Origin of the sequence: Psychrobacillus glaciei, from assembly GCF_008973485.1 — a bacterium.
In the GTDB taxonomy this organism is placed as follows: domain Bacteria; phylum Bacillota; class Bacilli; order Bacillales_A; family Planococcaceae; genus Psychrobacillus; species Psychrobacillus glaciei.
Genome location: NZ_CP031223.1, coordinates 2,684,013 through 2,700,037, shown reverse-complemented (window position 1 = coordinate 2,700,037; position 16,025 = coordinate 2,684,013). Strand labels below are relative to the sequence as shown.

The 16,025-nt window shown below is 36.7% G+C and carries 12 protein-coding genes and 1 riboswitch; of the genes, 11 read left to right on the top strand and 1 reads right to left on the bottom strand.

The window, feature by feature from the left end; genetic code table 11:
* Positions 1-7 precede the first annotated feature (7 nt).
* The 11 genes from PB01_RS12635 (at position 8) to PB01_RS12585 (ending at position 15,281) form a co-directional block, all read left to right on the top strand.
* Positions 8-2,371: an endonuclease MutS2 gene (locus PB01_RS12635; protein ID WP_151700534.1), complete on the top strand. Its 2,364-nt coding sequence runs from the start codon at positions 8-10 to the stop codon at positions 2,369-2,371.
* Between the two features lie 69 nt (positions 2,372-2,440).
* A complete protein-coding gene (locus PB01_RS12630; RefSeq protein WP_151700533.1) occupies positions 2,441-2,854 on the top strand; it encodes a DUF350 domain-containing protein in 414 nt (137 codons plus the stop codon).
* A gap of 943 nt (positions 2,855-3,797) precedes the next feature.
* The gene (locus tag PB01_RS12625) at positions 3,798-5,492 is read left to right on the top strand and encodes a long-chain-fatty-acid--CoA ligase (RefSeq protein ID WP_151700532.1); all 1,695 of its coding nucleotides are present in this window, start codon (positions 3,798-3,800) and stop codon (positions 5,490-5,492) included.
* 88 nt (positions 5,493-5,580) lie between these two features.
* A complete protein-coding gene (locus PB01_RS12620) occupies positions 5,581-6,162 on the top strand; it encodes a fatty acid metabolism transcriptional regulator FadR (RefSeq protein WP_151700531.1) in 582 nt (193 codons plus the stop codon).
* A gap of 18 nt (positions 6,163-6,180) precedes the next feature.
* Positions 6,181-6,954, top strand: coding sequence for an enoyl-CoA hydratase (locus PB01_RS12615; protein WP_151700530.1), 774 nt, complete (start codon positions 6,181-6,183; stop codon positions 6,952-6,954).
* Between the two features lie 25 nt (positions 6,955-6,979).
* The gene (locus PB01_RS12610) at positions 6,980-7,753 is read left to right on the top strand and encodes an electron transfer flavoprotein subunit beta/FixA family protein (protein ID WP_151700529.1); all 774 of its coding nucleotides are present in this window, start codon (positions 6,980-6,982) and stop codon (positions 7,751-7,753) included.
* An 87-nt stretch (positions 7,754-7,840) separates the two neighbouring features.
* A complete protein-coding gene (locus tag PB01_RS12605; protein ID WP_151700528.1) occupies positions 7,841-8,818 on the top strand; it encodes an electron transfer flavoprotein subunit alpha/FixB family protein in 978 nt (325 codons plus the stop codon).
* A gap of 91 nt (positions 8,819-8,909) precedes the next feature.
* Positions 8,910-9,251 carry a thioredoxin gene (gene trxA / locus PB01_RS12600; RefSeq protein WP_264158180.1) on the top strand — a complete coding sequence of 114 codons (342 nt, stop codon included), beginning with the start codon at positions 8,910-8,912 and terminating at the stop codon, positions 9,249-9,251.
* An 808-nt stretch (positions 9,252-10,059) separates the two neighbouring features.
* Complete coding sequence (gene uvrC, locus PB01_RS12595; protein WP_151700526.1) at positions 10,060-11,850, top strand: excinuclease ABC subunit UvrC; 1,791 nt, start codon at positions 10,060-10,062, stop codon at positions 11,848-11,850.
* Between the two features lie 40 nt (positions 11,851-11,890).
* A riboswitch (Lysine riboswitch) is annotated at positions 11,891-12,070 on the top strand.
* 98 nt (positions 12,071-12,168) lie between these two features.
* The gene (locus tag PB01_RS12590) at positions 12,169-13,386 is read left to right on the top strand and encodes an aspartate kinase (protein ID WP_151700525.1); all 1,218 of its coding nucleotides are present in this window, start codon (positions 12,169-12,171) and stop codon (positions 13,384-13,386) included.
* Between the two features lie 608 nt (positions 13,387-13,994).
* The gene (locus PB01_RS12585) at positions 13,995-15,281 is read left to right on the top strand and encodes an IS91 family transposase (protein WP_151698987.1); all 1,287 of its coding nucleotides are present in this window, start codon (positions 13,995-13,997) and stop codon (positions 15,279-15,281) included.
* 280 nt (positions 15,282-15,561) lie between these two features.
* On the opposite strand, the gene PB01_RS12580 is transcribed toward PB01_RS12585, so the two are convergent.
* On the bottom strand, positions 15,562-15,975 hold the full coding sequence (locus PB01_RS12580) for a YslB family protein (RefSeq protein WP_151700524.1): 414 nt from the start codon (positions 15,973-15,975) through the stop codon (positions 15,562-15,564).
* Positions 15,976-16,025: the final 50 nt, after the last annotated feature.

Here is a 16,025-nt window from a genome sequence, read left to right as displayed (position 1 = left end):
TGTCTCCGTGATAGCTGAAAGAGCACTGAAAACGTTAGAATATTATAAAATTCGAGAAGAAGTTGCTAAGTACTGTACTTCTTCTGTTGGAAAAAGTCATATAGATAAACTTGTACCTTCTGTGGATTACGCAGAAGTGACAAAGCTTTTAGAAGAGATGGATGAAGGATTAACCATTCTTCGACTTAGAGGAAATGTTCCGATGGGTGGCATTACGGATATCCGTCCGCATGCAAAACGAGCACAAATCGGCGGAATGTTAAGTCCAGTTGAATTAATGGAAACAGCTAGTACAATTCGGGCGAGTAAGATCTTACGTCAGTTTCTTGAGAACGTTGCTGAGGCAGAAGATGTGGGAATTCCTCATTTTCTGGAGAAAAAAGAAGCAATGCCGATCCTTACAGCACTTGAACATGAAATAAATAATTGTATAGATGAAAATGGTACTGTTTTAGACAGTGCTAGTAGTACGCTTCGTTCGATTCGGCAACAATTACGTATTCAAGTTAGTCGAGTACGGGAAAAATTAGAAAGTTATACAAGAGGTGCCAATGCATCTAAAATGCTATCTGATTCGATCGTTACGATTCGTAATGATCGATATGTAATTCCGGTGAAGTCAGAATATCGAAGTCACTATGGTGGGATTATTCATGATCAGTCGTCTTCTGGACAAACCTTATTTATCGAACCATCAGCAGTTGTTCAGCTTAATAATGATATTCGTGGGTTAAAAGTAAAAGAACATGAAGAAATTGAACGTATTCTAATTAAACTAACTGCTGAAGTTGAAATAGTTGGACATGAAATTTTCTTGTTAGTAGATATTTTAGGTGAAATAGATGTTATTTTAGCAAAGGCAAAATATGGACAAGTAGAGAAATGCACGATGCCTCATATGAATAATGAAGGGTATATTCGTTTAGTCAAAGCAAGACATCCACTTATTTCAATTGACACTGCTGTGGCAAATACCATTGAATTTGGAAAAGATATTACATCTATCGTCATTACTGGTCCGAATACAGGTGGTAAAACCGTTACACTTAAAACGGTTGGACTCTGTACATTAATGGGACAAAGTGGAATTCCAATCCCTGCTTTAGACGGTTCTGAATTGTCTTTATTTGAATCCGTATTTGCAGACATTGGAGACGAACAATCTATCGAGCAAAGCTTAAGTACATTCTCTTCACATATGGTTAATATTGTAGATATACTTAAAAAATATGACAATCAATCTTTAATTTTATTCGATGAGCTTGGTGCTGGTACAGATCCTCAAGAAGGAGCAGCTCTTGCTATTTCTATCTTGGATGCAGTTCATGGTACAGGTGCACGGGTAATGGCGACTACCCATTACCCGGAACTTAAAGCATACGGGTATAATCGCCCAGGTGTTGCAAATGCAAGTGTGGAATTTGATATTGAAACATTGAGTCCAACATATAAGTTGTTAATTGGAGTACCCGGACGCAGTAATGCATTTGAAATCTCCGAACGACTTGGACTTCCATCATCTATCATTGCACAAGCCCAATCATTTACTGGGACCGACCGAGGAGAAGTCAATTCGATGATTGCCTCGTTAGAAGAAAGTAGAAGACAAGCTGAAAAAGATGCAGAAGAAACGGAATATCAGTTAGAAGGAGCACGTCTAGTAAAAGAAGAACTTGAACAAAAACTTGCGCAATTAGACCAGAAAAAAGACCAGTTTGAGCAAAAAGCAAAAGAGAAAGCAAAGAAAATAGTAGACGATGCTAGACGCGAAGCAGATGGAATTATTAGCGAGTTACGTAAAATGCAAGCGAATACTCACCTGTTGGTAAAAGAGCATGAATTAATTGACGCTAAAAAACGTTTGGACGAAGCTTTGCCAAATAATCCAGTTTTGAAAAAGCAAAAGAAACTGAACGAACTTGCCAAAGAGTTAAAAGCTGGAGATGAAGTAAAAGTGATAAGCTTTGGTCAAAAAGGAACTTTACTTCAAAAACTCTCGAAATCCGAATGGTCTGTTCAAATTGGTATGCTGAAAATGAAACTAGATGAAGCAGATTTAGAATATATAAAACCGGAAAAACAAAAACAAACGGTCTCAGTTAATTCAGTTCGCGGGAGAGATTCCCATGTGAAGCTAGAGCTTGATCTTCGGGGGGAACGGTATGAAGATGCGATTATCCGAACAGAAAAGTATTTAGATGATGCAATTCTTTCAAACTATCCGCGCGTATCCATCATTCATGGCAAAGGAACTGGCGTATTAAGACAAGCCATTCAACAATTCTTAAAAAATCATTCTCGTGTGAAGAATTACAGATTTGGAGAAGCAGGAGAAGGTGGACATGGGGTAACTGTTGTTGAATTAAAATAGCGACGGAATTTTGAAACCTTTTATAGAGTAGAACGTAAAGTAAGGGAAAGTTTAAAAGGGGTTTTTAGCATGCTACTATCTAGTTTTTGGTCGAACCCATTGGTGGATTCTGCTGGTTATTTTAGTGTTGTTGTTTTATGTTTAATTGTTTCTATGGTGTTATTTGAAATTGTAACGAAATATAAAAATTGGGAAGAAATCAAAAAAGGTAACGTTGCAGTTGCAATGGCTACTGGAGGAAAAATATTTGGTGTCTGTAATATTTTCCGTTACTCTATTGAACAACATAATTCATTATTTGAAATGATTGGATGGGGTCTTTTTGGATTCACATTACTCATTCTTGCGTATTGGTTATTTGAATTTTTAACCCCGAGTTTTCATGTGGACAAAGAAATTGAAGAAGATAATCGTTCAGTTGGGTTTATTTCTCTCATCATTTCAGTAGGATTGTCATTTGTCATTGGTGCTAGTATTTCTTAGGAGAGATAAGAATGGAAAAATTATCGAAAGTTTTAATTGCTGTAGGCATATGTTTTGTATTAGTTGGAATAGTATATTTAGTAATGAATTAAATAGTAGTAATTAAAAGAATGAGTTAAATGCTCATTCTTTTTTTTGAAAGAAAGTATATGGATTATCGTCCTTAGAAGCCAGTTCATAATACTTTTAAAAATCAAATAATACCTCAGATTTCCGTTTCAGGTGGACGCGTTCCGCGGGGGCGCCGCATTCGCGTCATTTGTGATGGATCATCTGTCTCACAGAGGAACAAAGGCTAAGATCGCCACATCGTGTGGCAACGCCTTCGTGACCAACATCCTGTTGTCCTCCCGCTGGAGTCGCCACCTTTCACTCCAATCCCTTCACCTAAGTTAGAGTTACTATTGCTAGAAATGCAGTATTCACAACGACTTGAAGTGCTTTTTAATGGTGACTACCTTTAACAGAATTTCCTATAAGTTTTTTACTTGTACTGTTCATAGAATACATGAAAAAGTGGGCAGATGATTGGAGTTGGTGGAAACTAAAAAAATAGATAGCATCCATTTATCAATAAGCGCTTAGCGGACGAAATTGCATCTTCGTCCGCTTTTAAAAGAATAGGAAAGGAATTATTCTCTTATTATCCAAACAAAAAGCATATTGTCCTCACAAATTCTAAGAGGGCGACGGATAAGCATTTGCCACAAGATTACCGAAAAAAGAGGATCTGGAAGTGACGTAGACACTTCCAGATCCTCCATAAAATTCTTCGTTGATAGAGTAGCTAATGTTCTTCTAAAGCACTCTGGAAATTGGAATGACAAGAGGCATTTTAAGGACGTTTGCGCTATTCCTATTATTAAATTGAATTGTCATTCATTTTTCTTTATAATAAATAATAGGAATATTCATACTATTATAATATAGAGGGGGTTTTAAAATGACAGAAAAACAATGGCTTTCCAACTATCCACCAGAGATACCGAAAACGCTCAACTACGAGCATATACCAGTTCAAGAGTATTTAACTAGAGCGTATAAAAAGTTTCCAACGAAAGTTGCAATACATTTTATGGGTAAAGATGTAACTTATGAAGAATTGTATGAATCATCGTTGAAGTTTGCAAATTATTTACAGTCTCTGGGAGTACAAAAAGGTGACCGGATAGCAATTATGTTGCCAAATTGTCCACAGGGAGTGATTGGTTATTACGGTGCATTATATGCAGGTGCAATTGTTGTACAAACAAATCCATTATATACGGAAAGAGAAATTTCGTATCAAATGAAAGATTCAGGTGCGAAAGTAATTTTAGCATTAGATATCCTTTTCCCTAAAATCTCTAAAGTAATAAAAGAGACAGAGTTAGAAAATGTTATTATCACTGGGATAAAAGATTACTTACCTTTTCCTAAAAATATGATTTATCCATTTATACAAAAGAAGCAATACGGATTTAGTGTGAAAGTTGAACATCGTGGAATGAATCATTTATTCCCAGAAATTATGAAAGTTGCGAAAGCGGATTCTATTAATCTACCATTTGATTTTGAAGAGGATATTGCACTTCTTCAATACACGGGTGGTACGACAGGATTTCCAAAAGGTGTCATGTTAACACATAAAAATCTAATCTCTAATGCATCCATGTGTAATGCGTGGCTTTACAAATGTAAAGAAGGGGAAGAGAGTATATTAGGAATTCTACCATTCTTCCATGTATATGGTATGACTACTGTATTAATCTTGTCTGTAATGCTCGGGAATAGGATGATCTTATTGCCTAAGTTTGATGTGGAAACTGCTCTTAAAACAATTGATAAGCAAAAACCGACTTTGTTCCCCGGAGCTCCAACTATTTATATCGCTATCTTGAATCATCCGGAGGTTCAAAAATATGATTTATCTTCGATTGTGGCTTGTCTAAGTGGTTCAGCTGCATTACCATTAGAAGTGCAAGAAAAGTTTGAAAAAGTAACTGGTGGTAAGTTAGTAGAAGGTTATGGGTTAACGGAAACTTCCCCAGTCTCACATTCAAATTTAATTTATAGTAACGTAAGAGTCAAAGGTTCAGTAGGAATACCATGGCCGGATACAGATTCAGCGATATTTGGAATTGATTCTTGCGATCCGTTACCTCCAGGGGAGATTGGGGAAATAGTGGTGAAAGGTCCACAAGTAATGAAAGGTTACTGGAATAGACCGGAAGAAACTGAAATGACCATGCGTGACGGATGGCTGTTAACAGGAGATCTTGGGTATATGGATGAAAACGGTTTCTTTTTTGTAGTTGACCGTAAAAAAGATATGATTATTGCTGGTGGATACAATATCTATCCTAGAGATGTAGAAGAAGTTCTATACGAGCATCCAGCAGTTCAAGAATGTGTAGTTGCCGGTGTACCAGATTCATATCGTGGTGAAACGGTGAAAGCCTTTATTGTATTAAAAGAAGGTGCAAATATTACAGAAGAAGAATTAAACAAATTTTGCCGTGAAAATTTAGCTGCCTTTAAAGTTCCAAGAATATATGAATTTAGAACAGAACTTCCAAAAACTGCGGTTGGGAAAATTTTAAGAAGAACTTTAATCGAAGAAGAAAAAGAAAAGTTAAAACAGGTAGTCAACAGTTAACTAATGATTGACATGATAAAAAATTAAATATAATATAAAAATATGAATGAATAATCATTCATATTTTTATTTTTGGTGGTGTTTATTATTGAAGAAAGATAAACCTAAGTATAAGCAAATTATAGATGCAGCAATTATTGTGATAGCAGAAAACGGCTATCATCAATCGCAAGTTTCTAAAATAGCAAAGCAAGCTGGTGTAGCTGACGGAACAATTTACTTATACTTTAAAAACAAAGAAGACATATTAATTTCCGTTTTTGAAGAGAAAATGGAGATGTTTGCAGATAATTTGAATGGAATTGTAAAAGAAGATATTACCGCTTCTATGAAGCTATTCAAAATGATTGAAAATCATTTTATTGTGCTTGCAAGTAATCATCATCTTGCAACTGTCACTCAACTAGAACTACGACAATCTAATTTAGCGTTGCGACTAAAGATTAATGCGATATTAAAGACGTACTTAATATGGTTAGATGCTATATTAAAAGAAGGTATTAAAAATGGAGAATTTGATCAATCCATCGATATTCGCTTAGCAAGACAGATGGTTTTTGGTACAATTGATGAGACGACTACTTCTTGGGTGATGAATGAGTATAAATATGACTTAGTAGAACTAACAGGAAAAGTGCATCGTCTATTATTAAAAGGAATAAAAGCATAACAAAGGGGAAGTGAACAGATGGAGTTTTTGTCATGGACTATTGAGGATGGAGTAGCAACAGTTACAATCAATCGTCCACCAGCAAATGCATTGGCAAGAGGGGTTATTTTAGAAATAAATGATTTACTTGATGCGGTGGAAAAAGATGAATCCGTACGAGTTATTTTATTAAAAGGGGAAGGCAGATTCTTTTCTGCAGGAGCGGATATTAAAGAATTTACTTCAATTACTAGTGGAACGGAATTTTCCGAGCTTTCTGCAAGTGGACAATCTATTTTCGAAAGAATGGAAGCGTTCTCAAAACCGGTTATTGCTGCAATTCATGGGGCTGCACTTGGTGGAGGTCTTGAACTAGCAATGAGCTGTCATATTCGACTTGTTGCTGAAAATGCTAAACTTGGTCTTCCAGAATTACAATTAGGATTAATACCTGGCTTTGCTGGAACACAGCGTCTGCCTCGATACGTTGGTTTTGCAAAAGCAGCAGAAATGCTTTTGACTAGTGATCCGATAAGTGGGAAAGATGCAGCGGCTTACGGTCTTGCTAATCACGCATTTCCAGAAGAAGAGCTATTTGATAGAGCGCAGGAACTCGCAAGTAAAATTGCGAAGAAAAGTCCAGTTGCGGTTAAAGCAGCACTTGAGATGCTTCAATTTGTGAAACCAGCATCCTATCACGAAGGTGTGAAAGCAGAAGCGAATGCTTTTGGAACGGTTTTTGTTTCAGAAGACGCAAAAGAAGGCATATCTGCATTTTTAGAAAAAAGAAATCCTGTTTTTAGAGGAAAATAATATTAGGCATTGGGAGGAATTCTAAATGAATATTTTTGTTTTAGTAAAACGTACATTCGATACAGAAGAAAAAATTGTAGTAAATGGTGGTAAAATCCAAGAGGATGGCGCAGAGTTTATCATTAATCCATATGATGAGTATGCTATTGAAGAAGCAATTCAAGTACGAGATGCACAGGGTGGAGAAGTTACAGTTCTTACATTGGGTGGAGAAGATGCAGAAAAACAACTTCGTACCGCATTAGCAATGGGTGCAGATAAAGCTGTTCTTATTAATACAGAAGATGATTTAGAAGAAGTAGACCAATTTACTGCTGCTCAAATCATTTCGGAGTATTTAAAAGATAAAGAAGCGGATTTAATTTTAGCTGGAAACGTTGCAATTGACGGTGGCTCAGGTCAAGTTGGACCACGTGTGGCAGAATTACTAGGGATTAATTATGTAACAACGATTACAAACCTTGAAATTAATGGTTCTACTGTGACGATTAAACGTGACGTAGAAGGGGATACGGAGATTCTAGAAACTTCATTGCCTCTATTAGTAACTGCTCAGCAAGGTTTAAACGAGCCACGCTATCCATCTTTACCTGGAATTATGAAAGCAAAGAAAAAACCTTTAGAAGAAGTAGAGTTAGATGACTTAGATATGGATGAAGATGATGTAGAAGCTAAAACAGAAACAATTGAAATTTATTTACCTCCTAAAAAAGAAGCAGGTAAAGTATTAGAAGGCGATCTAGCGGATCAAGTAAAAGAGTTAGTTCATTTACTTCATTCAGAAGCAAAAGTGATTTAACCTTTACTATCAGTTGCCAAAGATAACAATACGTCAATTCGTATTTGTTTCTAATCAAATTTACACTCAAAATGGGAGGAAATTAACATGTCTAAAAAAGTTTTAGTATTAGGAGAAGCACGTGAAGGTGCTCTACGTAATGTTTCATTCGAAGCAATTGCTGCTGCAAAACAAATTTCTAGCGGCGGAGAAGTCGTTAGTGTTCTCTTAGGAGATTCAGTGAAAGAGTTAGCTGTTGAATTAGGAAAATATGGTGCAGACCGAGTTATTACAGTAGAACATCCTCATTTAAAACAATACACTTCAGATGGATATGGACAAGCGTTACTTGCTGTGATTGATCAAGAAAAACCGGAAGCTATTGTATTCGGGCATACAGCACTTGGTAAAGATTTATCACCAAAAATTGCTAGTAAACTACAAGTTGGTTTAGTTTCGGATGTTACGGCTATTGAAGGTGAAGGAGATGCTGCTGTTTATATTCGTCCGATCTATTCGGGTAAAGCTTTTGAAAAAGTAAAAGTAAAGGATGGAATTGAATTTATTACAATCCGTCCAAACAATATAGCTCCTCTTACGAAAGATGAAAGCAAATCAGCAGATGTGTCTTCACTTACAGTTGATATTACAAACCTTCGTACTATCATTAAAGAAGTAGTTCGTAAATCTTCTGAAGGTGTTGATTTATCAGAAGCAAAAGTCGTTATTGCAGGTGGGCGTGGAGTGAAGAGTGAAGAAGGTTTCGAACCTTTAAAAGAACTTGCTAAAGTACTTGGTGCCGCAGTGGGTGCATCACGTGGTGCATGTGACGCAGATTACTGTGACTATTCTTTACAAATCGGTCAAACTGGTAAAGTAGTAACACCAGATCTTTATATTGCAGCGGGTATATCAGGTGCAATCCAGCATTTGGCGGGAATGTCAAACTCGAAAATAATCGTTGCTATCAATAAAGACCCTGAAGCAAACATTTTTAAAGTAGCGGACTACGGTATTGTTGGTGACTTATTTGAAGTAATTCCTATGCTTACAGAAGAATTTAAAAAACTTAAAGTAAATGCTTAAAAAAGATACTTGGCTCTATCAAAAAGAGCCGAGTTTTTTTCTTTCAAGCTAAAATGTAGATGTAGTTATTTTAGTCTGATATAATCAAAACATAGTTAGTCTAAGGAGGAATTTTAAAATGGCAATTGTACACGGAACTGATCAGACTTTTACTCAAGATATAGAAGAAGGTTTAGTATTAGTAGATTTTTGGGCAACATGGTGTGGTCCATGTAAGATGATAGCTCCTGTTTTAGAAGAAATGGATGCTGAAATGAGCGATAAAGTAAAAATCGTAAAAGTAGATGTGGATGAAAACCAAGCAACTGCTAGTCAATTCGGTATTATGTCTATCCCAACTTTAGTATTATTTAAAGATGGTCAACCAGTAGACAAAGCTGTTGGTTTCCAACCAAAAGAAGCTTTAGTTCAATTCGTAGAAAAAAACGCATAATATAAAACCGGGTCCTAAATGGTGCCCGGTTTTTTTAAAAATAAGTATATAAATATGTGAGCCATGAACAGGTTGATTTCCACTGCAGTCGGACGCTTTCCATGGGGTGAGCAATGAGCCATCACCGCCGCTGTTGCGTCGTTTGTGATGGCTCATTTGTCTCCGAGGAACGAAGGCTAATAGCGCCACATCGTGTGGCAACGCCTTCGTGACCAACAACCTGTTGGCCTCCGTCTGGAGTCGCCACCTTTCACTACAATCCATTAAGTGAGTAGTTCCTAAAAAGAGAGTATATGAAATTGATATACTAGAAATCCAATATTCACAACGAATTGAAGTGATTTTAAGGGTGTCTTCCTTAAGCAGGATTTCCTATATATTTTTACTTTTATCGTACACAGTATACATGAATCAGCGAGTAGAAGATTAGAATTGGTGGGGCCTGAAAAAATAGGTAGTATTCAATGATAAGAAGCGCTGAGCGGATGAAATTGCATCTTCGTCCGCTTTTAAAAGAATAGGAAAGTATCTAATCTCTCATTCACCAAACCTTACGCACCTAGTCTCTACAAATTTCAAGAAGGCGACGGACAAACATCCGCCACAAGATTATCGAAAAAAAGTGGATGGAGAAGTGACTGCAGTCACTTCTCAATCCACAAAAATTCCCGTGGTAATAGTGGAGCAAATGTTTCGTCCAAAGCACTCTAGAAATAGAGAAGACAAGGTGCACTAAAAGGGCGCTTGCGCTTTTCTTACTGAATTCAGCCAAGGTCCTCAGTTCTATAATTTGATAATAGGTGATAATATGAATGATTTAATTCAACAAAAATGTGCAATCCTACCAGATCAACCTGGTTGTTATTTAATGAAAGACCGACAAGGAACAATTATCTATGTTGGTAAAGCGAAAATATTAAAAAATCGTGTGCGTTCTTACTTTACCGGGTCTCACGACGGAAAAACACAAAGACTTGTACAAGAAATAGTTGACTTCGAATATATTGTTACATCGTCTGAGCTAGAGGCATTGATACTTGAACTTCATCTTATAAAAAAACATGATCCGAAGTACAATATTATGTTGAAAGACGATAAAACGTATCCATACATTAAAATTACAGCTGAAAAAGATCCTAAACTTATTATTACGAGACAAGTAAAAAAAGATAAAGGAAAATATTTTGGCCCCTATCCTAATTCACACGCTGCGCACGAAACAAAAAAACTACTTGATCGATTATATCCCTTACGAAAATGTCAAAAGATGCCGAACCGAGTTTGTTTATATTATCATATGGGGCAATGTTTAGCTCCTTGTGTGAAAGAGATTGAAGATTCCACGTATAGTGAAATAATTCAAGAAATATCGAGCTTTTTAAACGGTGGTCATTTGCATGTCAAAAAAAACTTAACCGACAAGATGCATGCAGCAGCTGAAAGTTTAGAATTTGAGCGCGCCAAAGAATATCGAGATCAAATATCTCATATTGAACAAGTGATGGAAAAACAAAAAATGACAATGAATGATTTTACGAGTAGGGATATATTTGGGTATTCAGTTGACAAAGGATGGATGTGTGTCCAAGTTTTTTTCGTTCGCCAAGGGAAACTAATCGAAAGAGATGCTTCTGTATTCCCGATTTATCGCGATCCGGAAGAAGAGTTTCTCACATTTTTAGGTCAGTTTTATGCTAAATTGGAACATATTAAACCAAAAGAGATCTTCGTTCCAAGTGATACTGACTTACATTTAGCAACGGAGCTATTAGAAATGAAAGTAATTATTCCGCAAAAGGGAGCAAAAAAGAATTTAGTTGATCTTGCTGAAAAAAATGCGGTTTTAGCCTTGAGTGAAAAATTTCATCTAATTGAACGGCAGGAAGAAAGAACTGTTGGAGCTGTGGAAGAATTAGGGGAACTAATAGGAATTGCCTCTCCGAATCGAATAGAATCCTTTGATAACTCTCATATACATGGGACTGATGCAGTTTCAGCAATGGTTGTTTTTGTTGATGGGAAAGCATATAAGAAAGACTATCGAAAATATAAAACAAAAACCGCAGCTAAACATGATGATTATGGTGCGATGCGTGAAGTTGTTCGTAGAAGATACACGCGTGTTTTAAAAGAAAACTTACCACTTCCGGATCTAATAATTATTGATGGTGGTAAAGGGCAAATAGAAGTTGCTAGAGAAGTTATAGAGGACGAGTTAGGGTTAGACATACCGATTGCTGGGCTTGTGAAAGACGGAAAACATCAAACTTCTCAGCTATTATTTGGGGAACCTTTGGATATTATCCCGATGAAACGTACAAGTGAAGCTTTTTACTTGTTACAGCGAATTCAAGATGAAGTGCATCGTTTTGCTATCACCTTCCATCGGCAACAACGAGGGAAACATACTATCGCATCTTCTTTAGATGGTATTGAAGGTATAGGACCAAAGCGAAAGACGTTATTGTTAAAACATTTTGGTTCGCTGAAAAAAATGCAGATAGCTACTAAAGAAGAATTTATAGAAGCGGGACTTCCTGAAAAGTTAGCGGATATAATGGTTAGTCATTTTCAGAAAAGTTTATTGTCTTCTGAATAGTGTTATGGTATGGTTGAAACAATTTAATATTCACTTAAAAAGTGAAGATAGAGGTGCGAATTGACAAGAGTACTCAACAGGAGGATGAAAAGAGCCTGTAATCGTTGAGGAAAGGGTCATTTGCCGAAACAGAGAAAAGCTTTTCCTTTTCTTTTGTTGGTTCTGCATTTAATAAATGTAGGATTGTCAGAATGCAGTATTCTGGAGGGCTATCTCACATGGACAATTTTTTTGACCGTGTATGAGACAATGCTTTTCACAATATGTGAAAAGCATTTTTTTCTTTAGCTTATCATCGAAATAAGGGAGAAGATGTTCATGAGCAAGATAGTAATGAAGTTTGGTGGAACTTCGGTCGCGACAACCGAAAAAATCGCGAAAATTGCACATCGTATTAGTCGTGAGAAAGAAAAAGGGCATGACATTGTAGTTGTAGTATCTGCAATGGGTAAGACTACAGATGATTTAGCTAACTTAGCTTTTGAATTATCAGAAGCACCAAATAAAAGGGAAATGGATATGCTCCTATCTACAGGAGAACAAGCAACTATGGCCTTACTTTCTATCAAATTACAAGCGATAGGTGTTGATTCCGTTTCTTTAACGGGTTGGCAGGTAGGTTTGCAGACAGATGCAGTACATAGAAATGCAAAAGTAGTTAAAATAGATGCAACTAAAATCTTGAATCTACTTGCTGAAAAAAAAATAGTAATCGTTGCGGGGTTTCAGGGAGTGTCCGATTCTGGTGAAATTACAACGCTTGGTAGAGGAGGGTCGGATACAACGGCTGTAGCAATTGCAGCTTCTATTGCAGCTGACATTTGTGATATTTATACAGATGTAGAAGGTGTATTTACTTCTGACCCTCGTTTTGTAACAAATGCAAGAAAGTTAGCGCAGTTAGAGTACGATGAAATGCTAGAATTAGCTAATCTAGGAGCTGGTGTTTTACATCCTAGGGCAGTTGAATTTGCGAAAAATTACAAAATTCCATTACGAGTGCGTTCAAGCTATAACGATGAAGAGGGAACGATTTTAAAGGAGGAAGTAGATATGGAAAATAACTTGGTTGTTCGAGGGGTAGCATTTGAATCTGATATTGTTCGTTTAACAATAGAGTATGAAGTGCCATTTAATGGCTCATTAGCTTCTATTTTTACAACCCTTGCAGCGAATCATATTAATGTGGATATTATTGTTCAATCAATTGTTGATGGGGTAAAACCTGCTGTTTCTTTTTCTATTAAAAAAGAATCGTTAGCTGAAGCGATAACTGTTTTAGAATCGAATAAACAAATGCTAGGCTTCACTTTTGCAGATTTTGAAGTGGGTCTTGCGAAAGTTTCGATTGTTGGATCTGGAATGGTTTCCAATCCTGGTGTTGCAGCGCAGATGTTTGATCGCCTTAGAAAAGAAAATATCCCAGTGAAGATGGTAAGTACATCAGAAATAAAGGTTTCTGTTGTCGTACCACAGAATGACATGATCCAAGCTGCAAATGCTTTGCATGATGAGTTCGGGTTGGCACTTGTTTGATAAGAAAAACACAAGCGTCATTTAAGTGCATCTTGTCTTTACTATCTCCAGAGTGATTTGGACAAAACATCAGCTACACTATTGACGAAGAATTTTATTGAGGATCTGGAAGTGACTGAGTCACTTCCAAATCCTCTTTTTTCGGTAATCTTGTGGCATTTGTTTGTCCGTCGCCCTCTAGGGTTGCGTAGAGACACGATGTAATTGGTTTGGATAATGAGAGATTAGATGCTATCCTACTCTTTTAAAAGCGGACGAAGATACAATTTCGTCCGCTCAGCACTTCTCTATACATGGATGCTAGCTATTTTTCTCTAGTACCACCTACTCTAATCATACACCAACGGATTCATGTACTCGGTGGACGATAAAAGTAATAAACAAACAAGCCCTTAAATGAGTATATGCACAGCTAATAAACCCTAAAGAAGACAGTCCCTTGCATATATTTCCAATTAGAGATGTTCCGCGTTGATGGCAGAAAATCTACAAATGAGTAGGGAAAATAAAAGGTTTCTGGAATGTAAAACATTTCCAAAATCTTTTTACAAGATAAGAAAGTATATGAAAATGTACCATGAACACTGGGTTCATGGTACATTTGTTATATGGAAAAGAATATATTAAAACGAATATTTTTTGATGAGCATAATCATTGGAATCAATTTTTATTGAAACATGAAAACAAGGTAAGACCTATAGTTGTAAAAGAAGTTGAAAAGTTCAAGGGATGCGGAAAGGTAGTTAATGGGTTCAAACTCTTTGTATGTGAAGGGTGTCATGATTTAAAAAAAGTTGCCTATCGATGCAAAGGACGTTTCTGTACAACCTGTTCAGTGGGAGAAAGTGAAGAATGGAGCCGTCTAATATCCCATGATATGTTTCAAGTCAACCACCGACATGTGATTTTTACGGTAGATGAAGGATTGCGTGAAGTCTTCTTACTACACAGACGTCTTTTAAAACCAATGATGGATGAAGCTGCAAAACTTCTTAGAGATTACTTTTATAAAAAAACAAAGGTGATTCCTGGTATAATCTCAGGTCTCCACACATTCGGATCAAGAGTTAATTTTAACCCACATGTCCATATGTTAGTGACTATGGGAGGTATTAATGCACAAGGTGAATACGTAAAATATGATTTCTTACCTTTTGGGATGCTTCGGAAGCAATGGCAGACGGTTGTCTTAAAGCTAATCAGAAAGAATTTAAATCCTAGAGAGAAAAAGCAAGTGCAATCACGACTTCAAGCAGCCTACCAAAATAATGGGAAAGGTTTCTATATACATGCACCAAAACAAAAGGGAAAGATAGAAGAACAACTAAGATACATTGGGCGTTATATGCGTCGACCTGCAATAGGGTTGAATCGGATCGAAGCATATGATGGTCAAAGCGTAACTTTTACTTACAAAGATAAGACCAATGGTCAGCAAAAGAAAGAAACAATTTCTGTGGAGGAGTTTATTTCCCGATTAATTCGTCATATCCCCGATGAACAATTCAAAACTATACGTCATTATGGTATGTACTCACGTAAAACCAAAGGTGATACTAGAAAATTACTGACGGAATGGCAGAAGGAAGTAAAGAAGTGGATCGTTAGAATAGGTTCTAAACTAAAAAGACGTAATTGGAGAGAGAAATTTCTGGCTGCCAAACAGCCGGATCCTTTGAGGTGCCCAAAATGTGACAACTGCTACATCTATAAGGGAGAAGTCTGTCTTCAGGAGGGGGTACTAACGATACGGGTAGCTTTATGCGACAATACAAGAAACTATTTAGAAAGGGTGATTCGTCATTTCACCAGTCAGCAAACCACGCAAAAAGAAAAACAAAAGCAAACCAACTATTATCAAGGCACCAGTAATATACGAATGTCTACTGTGTGATGCGGAAGAGAAAATTCCTTATCAAGTGGTAAGAGACTTCGATCGAATGGACGATGGAGATCCAACTGTTCCACCCATGTTTGAATGTGAGCAGTGTGGAGCGCAAATGTATCCGAGGGTATACAAAGGAATACATGGAATGGTGTATAAAATATCTGACGTAAAATAAACAAAAAAGGACCGGGCGTCTTTTTGCCCGGTTTTTCTTATCTTTAATCTAAGCGAGCAATGTACTGTACGACATTTACATTGCTTTTGTTTTAAATGCAAATCGGTTAGTTTAGATAGTTGCTTTCAAGTCCCATTTGATCTGAAACGTAACAATTCCATTTTTCTTTACTTGTTCGTCAAAGCACTCTGCCATATACCCACCAATTTTTTGTTGTTGTTCGGCTAAAAATCCAGCTTCTAATCGATGGCTTCTACTAAGTCCGCTTTGTGGCAAATTATACGTTTCTAAAGTATAGTAGGCGGAATCCTTCGTTGTTTTTTCTAACTCCAAAGTCCCCCAACCAGCTTCTTGAAAGAACGTTAAAGCTTCCTCCATGGTATACAGTGGAAACTTTCGGGCTAGATCTTTTCCGGCCCAGTATAAAATATCTTTTTCATGTTTTCCGAGAATAGAAGCAAGAACGTGATCTCGTATTAATTCATATCCAAAGGAAGTTACATGTGAATGTTCCTTTTCATTCAAGTAGCAACCCTTCTTTCTAAAAAAATGTCATTTGTACTTGTTTATTTTAT

Excerpts from the sequence above, each read along its gene's own strand:
- PB01_RS12625 (WP_151700532.1), top strand. The coding sequence starts at position 3,798 with ATGACAGAAAAACAATGGCTTTCCAACTATCCACCAGAGATACCGAAA.
- PB01_RS12585 (WP_151698987.1), top strand. The coding sequence starts at position 13,995 with ATGGAAAAGAATATATTAAAACGAATATTTTTTGATGAGCATAATCAT.
- PB01_RS12605 (WP_151700528.1), top strand. The coding sequence starts at position 7,841 with ATGTCTAAAAAAGTTTTAGTATTAGGAGAAGCACGTGAAGGTGCTCTA.
- PB01_RS12630 (WP_151700533.1), top strand. The coding sequence starts at position 2,441 with ATGCTACTATCTAGTTTTTGGTCGAACCCATTGGTGGATTCTGCTGGT.
- PB01_RS12615 (WP_151700530.1), top strand. The coding sequence starts at position 6,181 with ATGGAGTTTTTGTCATGGACTATTGAGGATGGAGTAGCAACAGTTACA.
- PB01_RS12590 (WP_151700525.1), top strand. The coding sequence starts at position 12,169 with ATGAGCAAGATAGTAATGAAGTTTGGTGGAACTTCGGTCGCGACAACC.
- PB01_RS12610 (WP_151700529.1), top strand. The coding sequence starts at position 6,980 with ATGAATATTTTTGTTTTAGTAAAACGTACATTCGATACAGAAGAAAAA.
- uvrC (WP_151700526.1), top strand. The coding sequence starts at position 10,060 with ATGAATGATTTAATTCAACAAAAATGTGCAATCCTACCAGATCAACCT.